Here is a 13,319-nt window from a genome sequence, read left to right as displayed (position 1 = left end):
GTTTTGAACGGTGCTTAAAGGGTTAGAATATAGCTTCTAAAGTTAACAATAAATTTAACGCAAAAATGATGCAAAAAGTAGCGAAGGCTAAGAAAGATTCTGATAATAACGCAAATTGGGGGAAATTTATAGGGCACGGGGTAGGGCAACCCTCATTATAAAACCGTAGAACCGCAAAATATTAATGGTAAACAACCGTAGGGGCAGGCTTCACGTCTGCCCGGTTTACAGGGGAGGGGGCAGACGCAAGGCCTGCCCCTACAAATTTATTCGCCAGGGCGATAAATGCGCTCCGCATTGTTTAGTACGTCTTTTTTGTAGAATAATATTTCTTTGAATTGCCCGTTGATGTAGCCTTTAACTTGGTCCGTAAAATGCGGTGAAGCGGGGTCTGTGCTGGCTCCGCCCGTCAGAATGGTCTTGGCTTTGAGGGTTTTGCCAAATTCGATTACGGCCACAAAGGTATTGCCATTGACCCCATAATGGGCTTTCGCCTGCGGAACTTTGCGGCTTGAATAGGCATTGAGCGAGCCCAGCGGGCCTGGAGTGGCGGTCACGGCCCAACTCGGGCGATTGTCGCTGAAGGTCTCGCCTTCTTTAACGCGTTGAAAACGATTGATGCTTCCCCACGGCACTTCCCAAGTGCCGAAATCTTTTTTCAATTCCTGAACTACTTGGGCTAACAGAGCAAGCTGTTCTTTTGGCGTGATAAAGTCGATGGAGAGGTTGGCGCCGTTGGTAACCGAATAGTTTTCTTCGTTGGCAATTGGTTTTTTGAGGCGGGCCACGTTCAACGGAATAATTTTCTCGACCCACATAACGCCCAATGTAGTGGCAACGGAGGTGGTATCGGCCCGAAAATTCCAGTTTCGTAATGCTTGAATCGGGCCAGAAAGCTGCACGGAAACCGAGTCAGTTTGGTTGGTTTCAAAGGCTTTGACCAAAGCTGGGATAAAGCGCTCGGCATTAGGCAAATAGGTGTCATGGGCGGCCGTGATAACGTCGTCAATTGTGGCGTTTTTTAGGTTATTTAGCAGTCGCACGGCGTTCATTGCGCGTGGGGTATGGCCATCGGGTAGCATGTAGGCAGGCTTGCGACTCATCAGGGTATCAAACGCCCCCGCGCCGTAGAGCGGGGTAGAATTACAGTTTTGTACCCAGCCGTTGGCGGGATTGATGTAATGCGGAATCTCGCTGAGGTCGTGCGTACCTTGCCATTCGGTGGCATTGGTGCTGCCGTCTACTGGGCGTTTCCAGTCGTATGCTGGGTTTCTCTTCGGAACGTAGTTGCCGTGCCAGTACGCGATGTTGCCTTTTCGGTCGGCGTAGATGATGTTGTTGCCTACCATGACACGCTTGCCAATGGTCGATTGAAATTCTTCAAAACTTTTGGATTTCATCTTCTGCCAATGCAAGCCCAAAAGTTCAATGTTAGCGTCGGTACTTTTTAGGGTAATCCATTTTTTATCTCTGACCGCTACGACTGGGCCGTGGTGGGTGCGGAAAACGGTGAAGGTTTTGGATAACAGTTCATTGCCTTTTTTATACTTGACCGTAATCCGTGAACTGTCAATGCCGCGCTGTTCGCCATTGTATCGGTAGGAGTACTTTCCGTCTTTCTTTTCGACGGTTTCGGCATACAGGTCTTTGGCATCGGAAAGGGTGATGGGGTGCATCCAACCGCAAAAATCATTGAAGCCCTGAAAGATATTAAATTGGCCCAGAAATGGCGCACCGTAAGAGTTCAAGCCCTGTTTGCTGACCAAATGTATCTCGATTCGTCCGTAAAATTCGGAGTGGGGATTGATGAGCAACATCGCGTTTTTACTCTGTGTTTTCGACGGGGCCAGTGCCCACCCGTTGGAGCCACCTGCTTCTTGGTAAAATTCATGATTGGTCTCTGGCACGTACGACAGCGAAAGCCCTGCCTCTTTTGAATAAAATTGACGAAATTCAAGTTCGGTAAGATTGCTACCTGCAATAGACGGAATATTATTCATCAAGACCATCCAAGGCTCCACACGGGTGATGAGTTTCGGCTTTTTGGCAGGATGCGAAATCATGTAAAAGTTGACGCCGGCCGCGTAGGCATCGCATAGTTTTCGGAGCCATTTGGGTGTTTGATGGTAGAGTTTTAGGGCGCGTGTCGAGTCAATAAAAGTCCGCGCCCACAGGTCCTGGTACAATTCCCGTTCGCCTTGTACTTCAGCCTGCCGCCCCAATCGTGTGATGAGGGTATTTTCCACTTTCTCAAAAAACTCCTCGCACTGCACGTACATCATGCCAAACACCGCATCGGCGTCGGTTTTGGTGTATACGTGCGGTACGCCCCATTTGTCTTTGACGATGGTGATGCGCTTGGCTTGTTTTTGGAGATGAGCGATTTCGTCTGGGGAGAAGGTTTGAGCCTGAAGGAGGCCCGTGCCGAAAATCATAAAGGCTAGGAGGGAGGTAAAGAGTTGTGCCATCAATATGGATTTTTAATTTGTTGATGATAAGGGGAGTCGTAGTATGGCAATTTAGAAGATTTTTTGTAAAAGCAAAAAAGGAGGCTCCTTAAAAAATAAATGCTAATTATAATCCAAAAAACGCTCTGTTGGCTACCCATGCTTCGCTTTTGGCGAAGCTTTTGGATTTTTACCCACTCGTTTTTTTAGAATTGTTTCGGCAACGGTCACTGCAATATTTCACTTCGTGCCACACTTTTTCCCATTTTTTTCGCCATGAAAATGGCCTGCCGCATACTGGGCAGGTTTTTTGGGGAAGGTTTTCTTTTTTAACGTTTTTCATCCCTTACACAATAATAATACCTTCCTGTATGTCTCCGAAAACTAGGTGTTGTTGGTTCATAAAGCGATAACCCGAAACCCAGGCCAACAGTGCATCAAATTGATGCTGAGTTTTGGGATACTCAGCTAAACAAAGTTCAGGAATAACTCTGGACAACCTTCTGCAAAGGGCTTCCATTTCGTTAGTAGTCAGTTTTTTATGATAATGGTCTGGAAGCAATATTTGGGCAATGGCTTTGGGATACACTTCTTGGGTTTCAACGTTCATTTTGTCTTGGAGGTGTTGTTTCAATTCCATGGCTCGGGCGGTTAGCCCGCCCAAAAACATCGGTGACATGGCCTTGAGTACCACGTCGCATCGGCGGTAGTGATAATTGGAAAAACCCGCAATGGATTGATAAACAGCGGGTAAAGAAAGAGGGGCATCCAGAAAGATAGTTCTGAGCGTCGGACGATTTTGAGCCAAATTATATTTGCTTATCCAGTCAATGATGAATAAGTCCGCGTCTTTTTTGTCGGCTTCATAAAAGTGAATGGCTTGACCGTCGTGGTAACAAACCACCGTATTGCCTGAGGTTTTGGAGCCATAGTCAATTCCTGCAAAGGTGCTCAACATCAGCGTTTCGCAATTTTGTTGAGGCTGATGCTGCGTTGTTGGGAACAATGAAAACGGTCAATGGTATCATTGCGGAGGGCCTGATGTTTGGTCGAGCGGCCGTTCATTCGTTTGCGCCACATTTCAAAACTGCTACGTTTCATCTGCGACCGCATGAGGGCAATCACTTCTTTTTCGGGCAGGCCAAATTGTGCCTCAATTGCCTCAAAAGGGGTACGGTCTTCCCACGCCATTTGTACAATGCGGTCGATGTCTTGTTCGGATAAATTCATTTTGTACAAAGCTTGTTTGTACATTTTAACACTTTTGAAGAGGTTTTGTTTATTTTAAAATCCCCTATTTTAGATCCTTCACGCACCGAAAGCCTACGTGAAACAGGCTGGTTTCGGACGTAGATGAAGAACGGCCCGATACGCGGTAGCCGTGGCACCAACCAGGTTCGCAAAGAAATGAGCCGCCACGTTGAGCGCGCTCAGGCGAGAGGTCGTCGTCGCGGGTGGGTGTGCGGAAGAGCGCTTCGTAGTTGAATTTTGGGTTGGACTGCCATTCCCATACGTTGCCGCTCATGTCGGTGAGGCCGAGGGGTGTTTTGCCAAACTTTCCTACGGGCGACGTATATGCAAAACCGTCTTCGTTGTAGTTCTTGACGGGAAATTTCCCCTGCCAGATATTAGCGTTGTATTTCCCCTTGGTTTGGATGTCGTTGCCCCATGAATAAATGGCGCGGCTGTTGCGGGCGTTGCGGGCGGCGTGTTCCCATTCCAACTCGCACGGTAGGCGCTTGCCCACCCATTTGGCGTAAGCGTTGGCGTCGTTCCACGAAACCTGCGTTACGGGATGGTCGTCGGCGGCGGCAGGAAAGTCAGGCCCCATAGGATGATGCCAGTTAGCTCCGTCTTTCAAAATCCATTGCTGGCCCGTAGATTCGTCGATGATTCCCGCATTGCCAAAGGTTTCGGCTTCGGTTTTGTAGTTGGTAGCTTTGATAAATTTCCGAAATTCAGCAACGGTTACGGGGTGTGTGTCCATCCAAAATGGCGCTATCTTGGCCCAAAAAGAAGGACGTTCCTGCTCCAAGCCTTCGTCAGAGCCAATCTGCACCAATCCCCCCTGAATGTAAACCATATCAGCGGGTACTGTTCCCGATTTTACATTGACTACTGTTGTGTCCTTGGGCTTCTCCAAACCGATATAGCTGACGGTCTGCGGAAAATTAAGTTTTTTTAGAAACTCATTATTAAGCTCAGTCGCTTGGGTAGTTGATGTGTCAATCTGTTGATTTTCAGTCTTTTCTTGACACGATAAAAAAGAAACCAACAATGCTGAGCTGTATAAAAGAGGGAGGAAGGTGCGTAACATAACCAAGTGAAAATAGTGGACAATTAAACCTTGGAAGGTTTGGTCCATCAAAGATAACGAAACAGGAAACAACCGCATTGACGGCATTAAAAAACCATGAAAAAAACACACATCATTCGCACCATTTTTGTAGTGGTGCTGGCCATTGGAGCCCAATTGTCATTTGCTCAACGCGAGCCCATGGACCCACAAAAGCGGGCTGAGCGCGTTTCGGCAGATTTAAAACAAGCGTTGACGCTCGACGACGCTACCACCAAAAAAATCTACGATTTGGAATTGGGACGCACACAGGAAGTTATGAAAATCAGGGAGACCAATGCTGGCGACCGTGAAGCTATGCGAGAGAGCATGAAAGGCATCAATGAAAAATTTCAAACGAGTCTGAAAGGTATTTTGAGCGAAGACCAATTCAAAAAATACCAAGAATGGCAAGCTGCCGAGCGTGAAAAACGCGGGCCTCGCGGCGGTGGAAATCGCCGAAGAAAGTAAGTCTCATCATAACGTCGGCGAGGGAGAGACCCTCGCCGACGTTTTTTATACAACACTCTCAAAATGCGCCAGCCATTGCTGTTTTCCTTCTCTACACCATTGACGGAAGGTTTCGCCTATGGGTTGATGCTGTGGGAGATAATCCGTCAAGACCGATAAATCAAAACGGTCGGCTGCTATGCCCGCCCCAACTCGCTCGGTATCAGCCGCATTGCAAGCTTGTTCGTAATGAATTGGGACCACCATCACGGGCTTGTCTAAATACATTGCTTCGCAGACGGACTCAAAACCCGCCGTCGTAACCAAGGCTTTGCAGCCCGATAGCTTCTCTAAAAATTTGGTTCCATCCAATCGGTATAGGGTGAGCGTTTCGTCAATTTTTTCTTCCGGCCGGGCGTCTGATTTGCTCCAAAAACAATGTAAAGGTACCTCTGGATACTTGAGGTGCCATTCGAGAATTTGGCCGTACAACGCAGGATGGTTGAGATAAATTAAAATGTATTCTTTTTGGGATATAACCAATGAATGAATATCCTGCCGCAACAGGGGCGATACTACAAAGAGCTGTTTGGAAGGTTGATCACTCAGCGCATCAAACGAAAGTGCCAGCATTTTTTTTGCCCCCAAAGCCGTAAGTCGGGAATTGAAATTGACCAAAAAACGGTCGATGTATCCTTTTTTTGGAATCGGGAAGCTGGAATGAAAAAATAAGTACTGGTGGCCAACGCACACCATCGGAACGGGCGGGCGGTACAGCCAATTGTAGAGCCCACCCAAAATTTCGTAAAAATTGACAATGAGGTCAGGCTGATAGCGTTTTACAGCTTGGTTGATTTGTTTTAGGCTTTTTCTGAAGTGAATGGTGTTGGGCAAATGATGCACAATGGTTTTTTTGAAGTCCACCTTTCCTTCGGTATTAAAGACCAGATTTGGACTGGAAAACGCCTCTACAGGGGCTTGAATTTGATTATAAAAAAAGGAGGGAATGGGCAGTTCGACCGCACCTCCCACCAATACCGCTACGACCTGATACCCCGAATCGCGCAATGTTTGACTCATCGAAATGGCTTGGGTCAAATGACCACGCCCTTCGCCCTGTACCAAAAAGAGAACTTTTTTCAACTGCTTTGGCTAAAATTTAATGCTATCCCAAAGCACCGAAAAAGATATTAGCTCTTCATTACCGAATAATTACCAATTTGTTGTTTTTCGTGAACTCAATAGTTGAAAAGAGACTTGCCACTACTCACTACTCACTACTCACTACTCACTACTCACTACTCACTACTCACTACTCACTACTCACTACTCACTACTCACCACTCCTACCAACCCACATAACCTTCGGGTGTGATGCCTTTGAGGCGCACATAACAAATGGCTTGTCCTCGGTGGTGGATTATGTGGTTTTCCATGGCGTAGAAAAATTGCCAAACTTGGATTTTGCCACCCGCAAATCCTTCCTCTTTGGCGAGCCGCTCGGGCGAAACTTCTCCTGCTACTTTTTCAACCCACGCGTAAAACCCTTTGAGTTCGTCGGAAAGCTGGGCTTTGGTCAGTTTTTCCCAATCTTTTTTATTTTCGTAAGGGTTGGAGATTTCCAACCGTCCCGCTAGTTGCATGGCCGTGAACGTAACACAATGCACAAATTGCGTCCGAAAACTCATAGACTCGGGTGTGTATTTAAAATCAATATGCTCTTCGGGCATTTGGTTAAACACCGTCAGCGTGTAGTCTTGTGAGCGTTTCCAAGCTACACCAAACTCCTGTTTAAAAGTCTGAAGTTCTTTTTTAGTGCGGGAAAGCCCCAAAAAAGGCATAGATACGAATGCGCCAGTGAGAGTATTGAGTGCGGCTTTGCGGCTGATTTTCATGGAATACTGATTTAGTTTATTAGGATGAAACTTGGTGTTTTTTAATACAAAGTCGTTTATGACCCTAATGTAAAACCTGCCAAGTTTCAAAACTACTCTTTTAGGAGAAAACTATCGAATCCTTTACAAATTCCCCACCCACTGCGACACAATCACGGCCTTCTCCGTGTCTTTGGCTTGCCATTCGTAGGCCAATAATAAGCCGTTAGGCGTAGGTAACAGCACTGGATAGGAAGCATTTTCATGGTCGGAGGTGAGGAAAGTGGTGGTTTCTTTGCCGTTTTTGTCAATGAGTCTCAGGGCAATTTTGGTAAAAAATTCGCCATCTTTCTCCACCGATTCATCCCAAACCACGGCTACATTACCGTTCCAATTGGCGATTTGAGGATGCTTGGCGCGTACCGTTAAGTTAGCGGAAATTAGTTTTTCTTCGCCCAATTTTACGATTCTGATACCTGCTTCGTGGGTTTCAGATTTTCCGCTAAACCATGTTACAAAGAAATCATTTCCTGATTGCGTCATGCTTGGGCCAGTGTGTGGGCAGGCGTTGATTTTCCAGCGGTCTTTGTACACCACTTGGGGCTGAGTAAACGTCTTGCCGCCATCGGTCGAAACGGCGTGGCTCATGTCGCGGGTGCCGTCGGCGAGCAGGTCGCGGTAGGTGAGGTGAATGTTTTTATTGGTGTCAACATACAGTGCCGTACGGCAGCATTGGCAGGCGTTGGAGTCTACCACCACTTCTTCCGAAAAGCCTCCCTGCGGTAATGTTTGCGTAAATTTCACACTGCGGCCTTCGTGTTTCCCCATTTTGTCATCCAGCCATATAAAGCCCAATTCGCCGTTGGGTAAACGAACCATGTCGCTGAAGGAGTGGCCTTTGCCCGGCGTGGTATCTTTATGGACGGTTTTAGGCGCAGACCAACTTTTGCCTTTATCGGTCGAGACAACGTACATTAAATCCGACGCGCGCGGGGCTTCTTTGGTTGGCTTTTTTATTTCAAAAGTGGCCCAAATGCTGCCGTCGGCTTTGAAGGCCACGCGCGGCATTCCTTCGGCGTGTACGGTTAATTCCGTGGGTGCATTGACTCTGATTTTCTTGCCAAATGTCTGTCCGCCGTTTTGGGAAACGGCGAAGTAAAAATAGGCTTTGTCACCGTCTTTTTCCACCCAACTTAGTACTGGATTGCCACGGTGGTCGGTGGTGAAACGGGGTGTAGCGCCCGTGAATTTTGCGTTGGAAAGGGGTGTTGTTTTGCGGTTGATTATTGTTGAAAATCCAAAAAGACTTAATGATAGAATCAATGAGGATACGAGGAGGTATTTCATGGTGATTTTATTTAGAATGAAAGGTTTTTGTTAGTTTTGTTAAAAAAATCAGCGATATGACTGTTACGTATCAATTGACCGAGGATGAATTTGACTACCAGCTTTTTCGTCGTATCAAGTCTCAGTTTGCCCGGCGGCCCGGTTCGTTCAAAATCAAAATTGAAATTGAAGAAACCGAATTGGACGAAACCGAAGCCATTATGGCTAATCCCTATTTATTTGAAAAAATTAAAGCAGGTATTAAGTCAGTTGAAAATGGCAATGTAATTTCTTTTACTCCTGAACAATTTGATGAGCTCGTCAAGAAACATTCTGTTCACGCCTCAGGCATTTGAGGATTTTATTAGTTGGGTCAATGAGAATAAAAAAGTCTTTTTCAAGATTTCGGAACTGATTGAAGAAGCACGCCGCAATCCATTTGAAGGGAAAGGCAAACCCGAAGCCCTCAAGCATGAGTTCAAAGGAATGTGGTCTCGCAGGATCACGGAAGAGCATCGAATGATTTATAAAGTGACTCATGATACGATAGAGTTTTATTCGTTTAGGGATCATTACGGCGACAAATGATTTTGTAACTAATTGATTCTGATAGGGTTTGTAGATTCATAAACCCTATCAGCGTTTTTTTATTTTCCCTTAAAATTATACTGCATCCCTACCGTAAACGTGCGCGGTGCGGCAGGCGTGAACGTGGTGCGGTCGGTGGCGGCGTTGCCTCGGGTGGCGTTGGTGGCGTATAAGGCGTCGGTTAGGTTCATGACATTGGTAAAGAGTTCAATGCCTTTCCACTGATACCCAGCCCGAAAGTTGACCAAATCATAGCCATCGTACACGACCGTATTGATTTGATTCTGATACCATTTGCTTACGTGCTGCCATTCTATCGACGTGCGGAAGTTTTTGAACCCTCTGGGATAGTAACTCACCTCGCCGTTCCATACCCAACGGGGTGCGGAGGGCATGTCCTTGCCGTTGACGTCTTTGAGCGCGTCGGAGGCGCGTTGGCTGAGGATAAATTCTACAAAACGGTGAATGGAATGAGTGCCGCCAAAACGAACAAATACTTCTTTGGAGGGCTTGTACGTGATGCCAAATTCGAGCCCTTTGTGCAGGGTTTTTCCCGCGGCTTGGTAGTCAGTGGAGTTGTCAGGCTGGCGGATGTTGAGCAGTTCGTTGGTGCCCTTCATTTGGTAATAAGTGGCATCAATGTAAACTTTGTTTTTCAGCAACGTCATCCAACCACCGATTTCGGCATTGGTAAAGGTAGCGGGGATGAGGTTGTAATAAAACAAATCGCCGTTGGCGGCTGGGGTAGGGCGTTTTCTGAAAATCGCCGTCAAGCCTGAGGGGGCAAAGCCTTTGGAATAATTGGCATAAATGCCTTTTCCACGCCCTAAATCGTAGGTTACGCCCAGTTTAGGTGTGGTTTGGCTGTATGATTTAGCCCCGCCCGTGGCCTGGCCCGTGGTTTTATCAACGTCGAGATTGTTGACAAAGTTGAAGGACATATTGTCGTAGCGCAGGCCTGCCGAAATGCGTAATTGGGGCAGAGGCTCAAGATCATATTGCGCATAAAAGGCCGTATTGCGAATATCTGCGCTGTAGTTAGCGATTTGAATATCAGGACGTTCTTTACTGATAGTGTATTTTTCTACCGATTTTTTGTCGGCCCGAAGCTGCGCGGCCAAATCTACCTGATACGACCAATATTCATTGGGCGAAAAGTCAACGGTAGTTCCCGAAGTCAGTTTGGAATTTAAAAACGTGAAGCGCTGGGTGTGTTGGGCAATGAGCCCTAGACTCTGGAAGTCACTTGAATTGATTTCACCCCGGGCCGTGGTTGCGCCTGATGTCCACCGAATTCCGTAGGAGGGGTTTTGACCGTGTTTGTTGTCCCGCGCAAAAACCGTGACGAACGACTGTGAGCCGTTGTTCCACTCTTTTTCAAACGTCAAACGTGAACGCAACGAGTAGGATTTACGGTAGGTAAAATCGGTCGTACTGAGGTATTGACGCTTATAAAACGCGACGCTGTCGACGCTGCCGCTGGTTTGGGAATCATACTTAGCGTACGAAAGGGTACAAATCAGGCGCGCTTTTGGGGTGAAATGATACTCCAACCGCAGATATTGAGCGTTTTTAGTATAATCAGAGCTAGTCATCCAAGCGTCTTTTTGCTCGGCTACCAAGCCGCCAACGTAGATGCCGAATTTCCTCAAAGTAGCTCCTGCGCCATATTGTATGCGGCGGTATCCCCACTGGTCGGCTTGAAGGCCAATCCGGGCTGTGGGTATGGCGGTGGGGCGTTGTGAGATGAAATTGATGGCACCGCCCACGGCTTCTGGACCATAAACCGACGAAACGGGACCTTTTACCACCTCAATCGAGCTGACCGTAAACTGGTTCATTTCTAACAGAGAATTGTGGTTGAACACACCCATAGGCCGAATCGGTACGCCGTCTTCCAAATACAGATAGTAGGCGTTGGTGGTCATCGGTTGGCGGATGGCCATCGAGTGCTGCTCGTTGTTGAGGTTGACCATCATTACGCCGGGTGTTTTGTTGATGACTTCATAGATAGAGCTTGCCTTTGCCTCATCAATCATTTTTGGCGTTAGTTTTGAGATGGCAATAGGCGTTTCAGTACGTAATGCGGCCTCACGGTTGCCCGTTACGACGATTGTCTGGAGGTTTTCTACCGAGGGTTCGAGCGATACCGTCAGCGGAGTGCTGTCCGATATTTCAACTTCCTGGCTTGCGTAACCAATGCTTGAAATGCTGATTTTTGCGCCTATTGCCACATTTGGAAGGACAAAAAGACCATTGTTATCGGTGATTGTTCCAGCGTCGTTTTTGAGGATTTGAACCGTAGCACCCACCACGGGTTCTTTGGTGACTACGTCAAAGATTTTGCCTTTGACGGCCTGTTGCGCCGCCGCTTGGGGGACAACTGCTCCCAGTAGAAGCAGCAGACATAGATGTATATTTTTCATTGTTGTTTCAAAAAATTTTGTGTGTCTTCGATGCTTTTGAGCATATCATCGCTTACCTGTTCAATCTTGATTTTTTCCTGCGTGAGGGCCTGAATCGCTTGCGAAGGAGGTAGTTTTTTGAGCGAATCGCCGTTGTAGTCGTGCATCCACTCCATCATGGAGCGGTCGGCTTCTTGGAGCTGCGACGCAAGAAACCGATATTGCTCCAACGCCTGTTGCAGCGTAGAATCATTGGGCTTGATTTTGAGCAAGCTGTCGGTCTGTGAGATGTGCTTTCGGAGGGTGTTTTCCAGTGCCACCAACTCGCCCATTTTGGGCATGACGGCATCATGGATCATCATCACTTCCTTCTCAAGGGTATTGATTTGGACCTGCTCCCCGTTTTGACAAGCAGCCACCATCAACACCCCACTGAATAGTAATGGGTTGAATTTCATTTGATTATAATTGCCTAGGTTTAAAAAAGCGTTACTCTTCCTTCGCGGTAGATGGGAATGGCTTTTTTGTACAAAAAATTAGGCAATCGGAGGCATGACGGGCTTGGATAAAAAGCCTTTTTGTACTGAAGAAGAAAACAAAGGGAAATAATCGAAGTCGAGGTACGAAACAGGAGCTAATGCAAAGTCGAGGGTGGTTTCTTCAAATACTTCTTGAATGACTTTTTTTGCCGTATCGCTTTGTTTTTGGGCTTCATTGCGGGCTTGTTCTTCGGCTACTTTGTGGAGTTGTTTGGCCAAATAGCATTTGCCATCGCAATGCAACTGAGGGGTAAAACGGTTTTCGCAAAGGTGTTGAATGATGTATTCTTTGCGCAATTCAAAATCCAGATACACAAACGGCACCACCAGTATTTTGAAACTGATTAGCAGCAGCAAAAAAAGTGATATATGCCGTTTGTGGTCCATGGATAGGTTTTTTCAACCCTGCAAAGGTAAAAGATTCTTGGCAGTGCCGATGATTAAAAGTGATTTTGTGGCGTTTTATTACCGAAAAAGCAGCATTTTAAAATCCGTGAGGGCATTGACGGAGTGCTCGACGTGGGCTTTGAAAGACATGCCGTCGCCGGGAGAAAGAAAAAAAGCTTCTCCTGCCAAGTTGAAGTTGGCGTTTCCCTCCAAAACGTACAAAAAAGCATCCGTCGGCGAAACGTGGGTGTTGAGCCGCTCGCCTTGTTGAATACTGATAAACACGGTTTTGAAGTGCTCATTCGAGTCGATTTTCTTGGTTTTGATGCCATCAAAAGGCAGTAAACCAGGGATGTTTGAGGTTTTCATATCTGTCTGATTAGTTGGGAACAATGACTCCGTCAATAATGTGTACAAACCCGTTGGAGGCCCGCACCGAGCCAATTACTTTGGCCTCACCGATGTAAAGCACGTCTCCTTTTTTGTGAAAAGTAACATTGGTACCGTCTACCATGCCCATGCTTTGGCCATCCTGAAAAAAGTCAACATCCAGCGCCGAGGTCATCACATGGTGCTCTAAGATGGCTTTCAGTTTGTCTTTGTTTTCGGGTTTAAGTAGGTCTTCTACCGTGCGAGCGGGCAGTTTGCCAAAGGCGGCATTGGTAGGGGCAAACACCGTAAAAGGCCCCGCGTTGGAGAGGGCATCCACCAAATCGGCGGCTTGTACGGCTTTGACCAGCGTGGTATGGTCGGGTGAGCCAACGGCTACCTTTACGACATCTTTTTGTGATTCATTGTCTTCCACGGCTGATTGGCCGCTAACAGCGGTAGTTTCAGTGGCGGCGGCTTGAGTACCAGATTGTTCGGCAGAAGATTGACAAGCAGCTAATGCCACGATAAATCCGAAGGCGATAAGGTTAGATTTCATCTTTTTGTTCGTTTTGGTTAAAAATTGGAAAATTGTGCAC

General features: G+C 46.9%; 16 protein-coding genes. 3 read left to right on the top strand and 13 right to left on the bottom strand.

Features of this window, described 5'->3' with window-relative positions; genetic code table 11:
- Positions 1 to 266: 266 nt before the first annotated feature.
- The 5 genes from GVN20_RS16045 to GVN20_RS16025 all read right to left on the bottom strand — a co-directional run bounded on the left by GVN20_RS16045 (position 267) and on the right by GVN20_RS16025 (position 4,764).
- Complete coding sequence (locus GVN20_RS16045) at positions 267 to 2,468, bottom strand: penicillin acylase family protein (protein ID WP_166559318.1); 2,202 nt, start codon at positions 2,466 to 2,468, stop codon at positions 267 to 269.
- 169 nt (positions 2,469 to 2,637) lie between these two features.
- Entirely contained in the window at positions 2,638 to 2,790 is a 153-nt protein-coding gene (locus tag GVN20_RS16040; RefSeq protein ID WP_166559317.1) for a DUF2256 domain-containing protein, read from the bottom strand.
- A gap of 3 nt (positions 2,791 to 2,793) precedes the next feature.
- On the bottom strand, positions 2,794 to 3,405 hold the full coding sequence (locus tag GVN20_RS16035) for a DUF429 domain-containing protein (protein WP_166559316.1): 612 nt from the start codon (positions 3,403 to 3,405) through the stop codon (positions 2,794 to 2,796).
- Positions 3,405 to 3,677: a TIGR03643 family protein gene (locus GVN20_RS16030; RefSeq protein WP_206023284.1), complete on the bottom strand. Its 273-nt coding sequence runs from the start codon at positions 3,675 to 3,677 to the stop codon at positions 3,405 to 3,407. The genes GVN20_RS16035 and GVN20_RS16030 overlap by 1 nt, the downstream gene beginning before the upstream one ends.
- A gap of 64 nt (positions 3,678 to 3,741) precedes the next feature.
- Positions 3,742 to 4,764: a formylglycine-generating enzyme family protein gene (locus GVN20_RS16025; RefSeq protein ID WP_229599084.1), complete on the bottom strand. Its 1,023-nt coding sequence runs from the start codon at positions 4,762 to 4,764 to the stop codon at positions 3,742 to 3,744.
- Between the two features lie 96 nt (positions 4,765 to 4,860).
- Between GVN20_RS16025 and GVN20_RS16020 the strand changes: the two genes are divergently transcribed.
- The gene (locus GVN20_RS16020; protein ID WP_166559314.1) at positions 4,861 to 5,253 is read left to right on the top strand and encodes a hypothetical protein; all 393 of its coding nucleotides are present in this window, start codon (positions 4,861 to 4,863) and stop codon (positions 5,251 to 5,253) included.
- A 45-nt stretch (positions 5,254 to 5,298) separates the two neighbouring features.
- Here GVN20_RS16020 and GVN20_RS16015 read toward each other — a convergent pair whose 3' ends face one another.
- The 3 genes from GVN20_RS16015 to GVN20_RS16005 all read right to left on the bottom strand — a co-directional run bounded on the left by GVN20_RS16015 (position 5,299) and on the right by GVN20_RS16005 (position 8,453).
- The gene (locus GVN20_RS16015) at positions 5,299 to 6,375 is read right to left on the bottom strand and encodes a glycosyltransferase family protein (RefSeq protein WP_166559313.1); all 1,077 of its coding nucleotides are present in this window, start codon (positions 6,373 to 6,375) and stop codon (positions 5,299 to 5,301) included.
- Positions 6,376 to 6,578: 203 nt separating this feature from the next.
- On the bottom strand, positions 6,579 to 7,127 hold the full coding sequence (locus GVN20_RS16010) for a DinB family protein (RefSeq protein ID WP_166559312.1): 549 nt from the start codon (positions 7,125 to 7,127) through the stop codon (positions 6,579 to 6,581).
- 123 nt (positions 7,128 to 7,250) lie between these two features.
- Positions 7,251 to 8,453 (bottom strand): exo-alpha-sialidase, encoded by a 1,203-nt coding sequence (locus tag GVN20_RS16005; protein WP_166559311.1) that lies wholly within the window; start codon positions 8,451 to 8,453, stop codon positions 7,251 to 7,253.
- Between the two features lie 56 nt (positions 8,454 to 8,509).
- Between GVN20_RS16005 and GVN20_RS16000 the strand changes: the two genes are divergently transcribed.
- On the top strand, positions 8,510 to 8,788 hold the full coding sequence (locus GVN20_RS16000) for a hypothetical protein (protein ID WP_166559310.1): 279 nt from the start codon (positions 8,510 to 8,512) through the stop codon (positions 8,786 to 8,788).
- Entirely contained in the window at positions 8,745 to 9,020 is a 276-nt protein-coding gene (locus tag GVN20_RS15995; protein WP_166559309.1) for a Txe/YoeB family addiction module toxin, read from the top strand. The genes GVN20_RS16000 and GVN20_RS15995 overlap by 44 nt, the downstream gene beginning before the upstream one ends.
- A gap of 59 nt (positions 9,021 to 9,079) precedes the next feature.
- Here GVN20_RS15995 and GVN20_RS15990 read toward each other — a convergent pair whose 3' ends face one another.
- From GVN20_RS15990 to GVN20_RS15970, 5 genes are all read right to left on the bottom strand, one after another.
- Complete coding sequence (locus GVN20_RS15990) at positions 9,080 to 11,446, bottom strand: TonB-dependent receptor (protein WP_166559308.1); 2,367 nt, start codon at positions 11,444 to 11,446, stop codon at positions 9,080 to 9,082.
- Positions 11,443 to 11,883 (bottom strand): hypothetical protein, encoded by a 441-nt coding sequence (locus GVN20_RS15985; protein WP_166559307.1) that lies wholly within the window; start codon positions 11,881 to 11,883, stop codon positions 11,443 to 11,445. The genes GVN20_RS15990 and GVN20_RS15985 overlap by 4 nt, the downstream gene beginning before the upstream one ends.
- A 78-nt stretch (positions 11,884 to 11,961) precedes the next feature.
- A complete protein-coding gene (locus GVN20_RS15980; RefSeq protein WP_166559306.1) occupies positions 11,962 to 12,351 on the bottom strand; it encodes a hypothetical protein in 390 nt (129 codons plus the stop codon).
- A gap of 78 nt (positions 12,352 to 12,429) precedes the next feature.
- A complete protein-coding gene (locus GVN20_RS15975; RefSeq protein ID WP_114069506.1) occupies positions 12,430 to 12,720 on the bottom strand; it encodes a cupin domain-containing protein in 291 nt (96 codons plus the stop codon).
- 10 nt (positions 12,721 to 12,730) lie between these two features.
- On the bottom strand, positions 12,731 to 13,279 hold the full coding sequence (locus GVN20_RS15970; protein WP_166559305.1) for a fasciclin domain-containing protein: 549 nt from the start codon (positions 13,277 to 13,279) through the stop codon (positions 12,731 to 12,733).
- Positions 13,280 to 13,319: the final 40 nt, after the last annotated feature.

This window comes from Runella sp. CRIBMP (genome assembly GCF_009905605.1).
Taxonomy (GTDB): Bacteria; Bacteroidota; Bacteroidia; order Cytophagales; family Spirosomataceae; genus Runella.
This window is presented reverse-complemented; position numbering and strand designations above follow the sequence as displayed.

Coding starts and splice junctions, on each gene's coding strand:
- GVN20_RS16045 (WP_166559318.1), bottom strand. CDS start 2,468: ATGGCACAACTCTTTACCTCCCTCCTAGCCTTTATGATTTTCGGCACG.
- GVN20_RS16040 (WP_166559317.1), bottom strand. CDS start 2,790: ATGAAAAACGTTAAAAAAGAAAACCTTCCCCAAAAAACCTGCCCAGTA.
- GVN20_RS16035 (WP_166559316.1), bottom strand. CDS start 3,405: ATGTTGAGCACCTTTGCAGGAATTGACTATGGCTCCAAAACCTCAGGC.
- GVN20_RS16030 (WP_206023284.1), bottom strand. CDS start 3,677: ATGAATTTATCCGAACAAGACATCGACCGCATTGTACAAATGGCGTGG.
- GVN20_RS16025 (WP_229599084.1), bottom strand. CDS start 4,764: ATGTTACGCACCTTCCTCCCTCTTTTATACAGCTCAGCATTGTTGGTT.
- GVN20_RS16020 (WP_166559314.1), top strand. CDS start 4,861: ATGAAAAAAACACACATCATTCGCACCATTTTTGTAGTGGTGCTGGCC.
- GVN20_RS16010 (WP_166559312.1), bottom strand. CDS start 7,127: ATGAAAATCAGCCGCAAAGCCGCACTCAATACTCTCACTGGCGCATTC.
- GVN20_RS16005 (WP_166559311.1), bottom strand. CDS start 8,453: ATGAAATACCTCCTCGTATCCTCATTGATTCTATCATTAAGTCTTTTT.
- GVN20_RS16000 (WP_166559310.1), top strand. CDS start 8,510: ATGACTGTTACGTATCAATTGACCGAGGATGAATTTGACTACCAGCTT.
- GVN20_RS15995 (WP_166559309.1), top strand. CDS start 8,745: ATGAGCTCGTCAAGAAACATTCTGTTCACGCCTCAGGCATTTGAGGAT.
- GVN20_RS15990 (WP_166559308.1), bottom strand. CDS start 11,446: ATGAAAAATATACATCTATGTCTGCTGCTTCTACTGGGAGCAGTTGTC.
- GVN20_RS15985 (WP_166559307.1), bottom strand. CDS start 11,883: ATGAAATTCAACCCATTACTATTCAGTGGGGTGTTGATGGTGGCTGCT.
- GVN20_RS15980 (WP_166559306.1), bottom strand. CDS start 12,351: ATGGACCACAAACGGCATATATCACTTTTTTTGCTGCTGCTAATCAGT.
- GVN20_RS15975 (WP_114069506.1), bottom strand. CDS start 12,720: ATGAAAACCTCAAACATCCCTGGTTTACTGCCTTTTGATGGCATCAAA.
- GVN20_RS15970 (WP_166559305.1), bottom strand. CDS start 13,279: ATGAAATCTAACCTTATCGCCTTCGGATTTATCGTGGCATTAGCTGCT.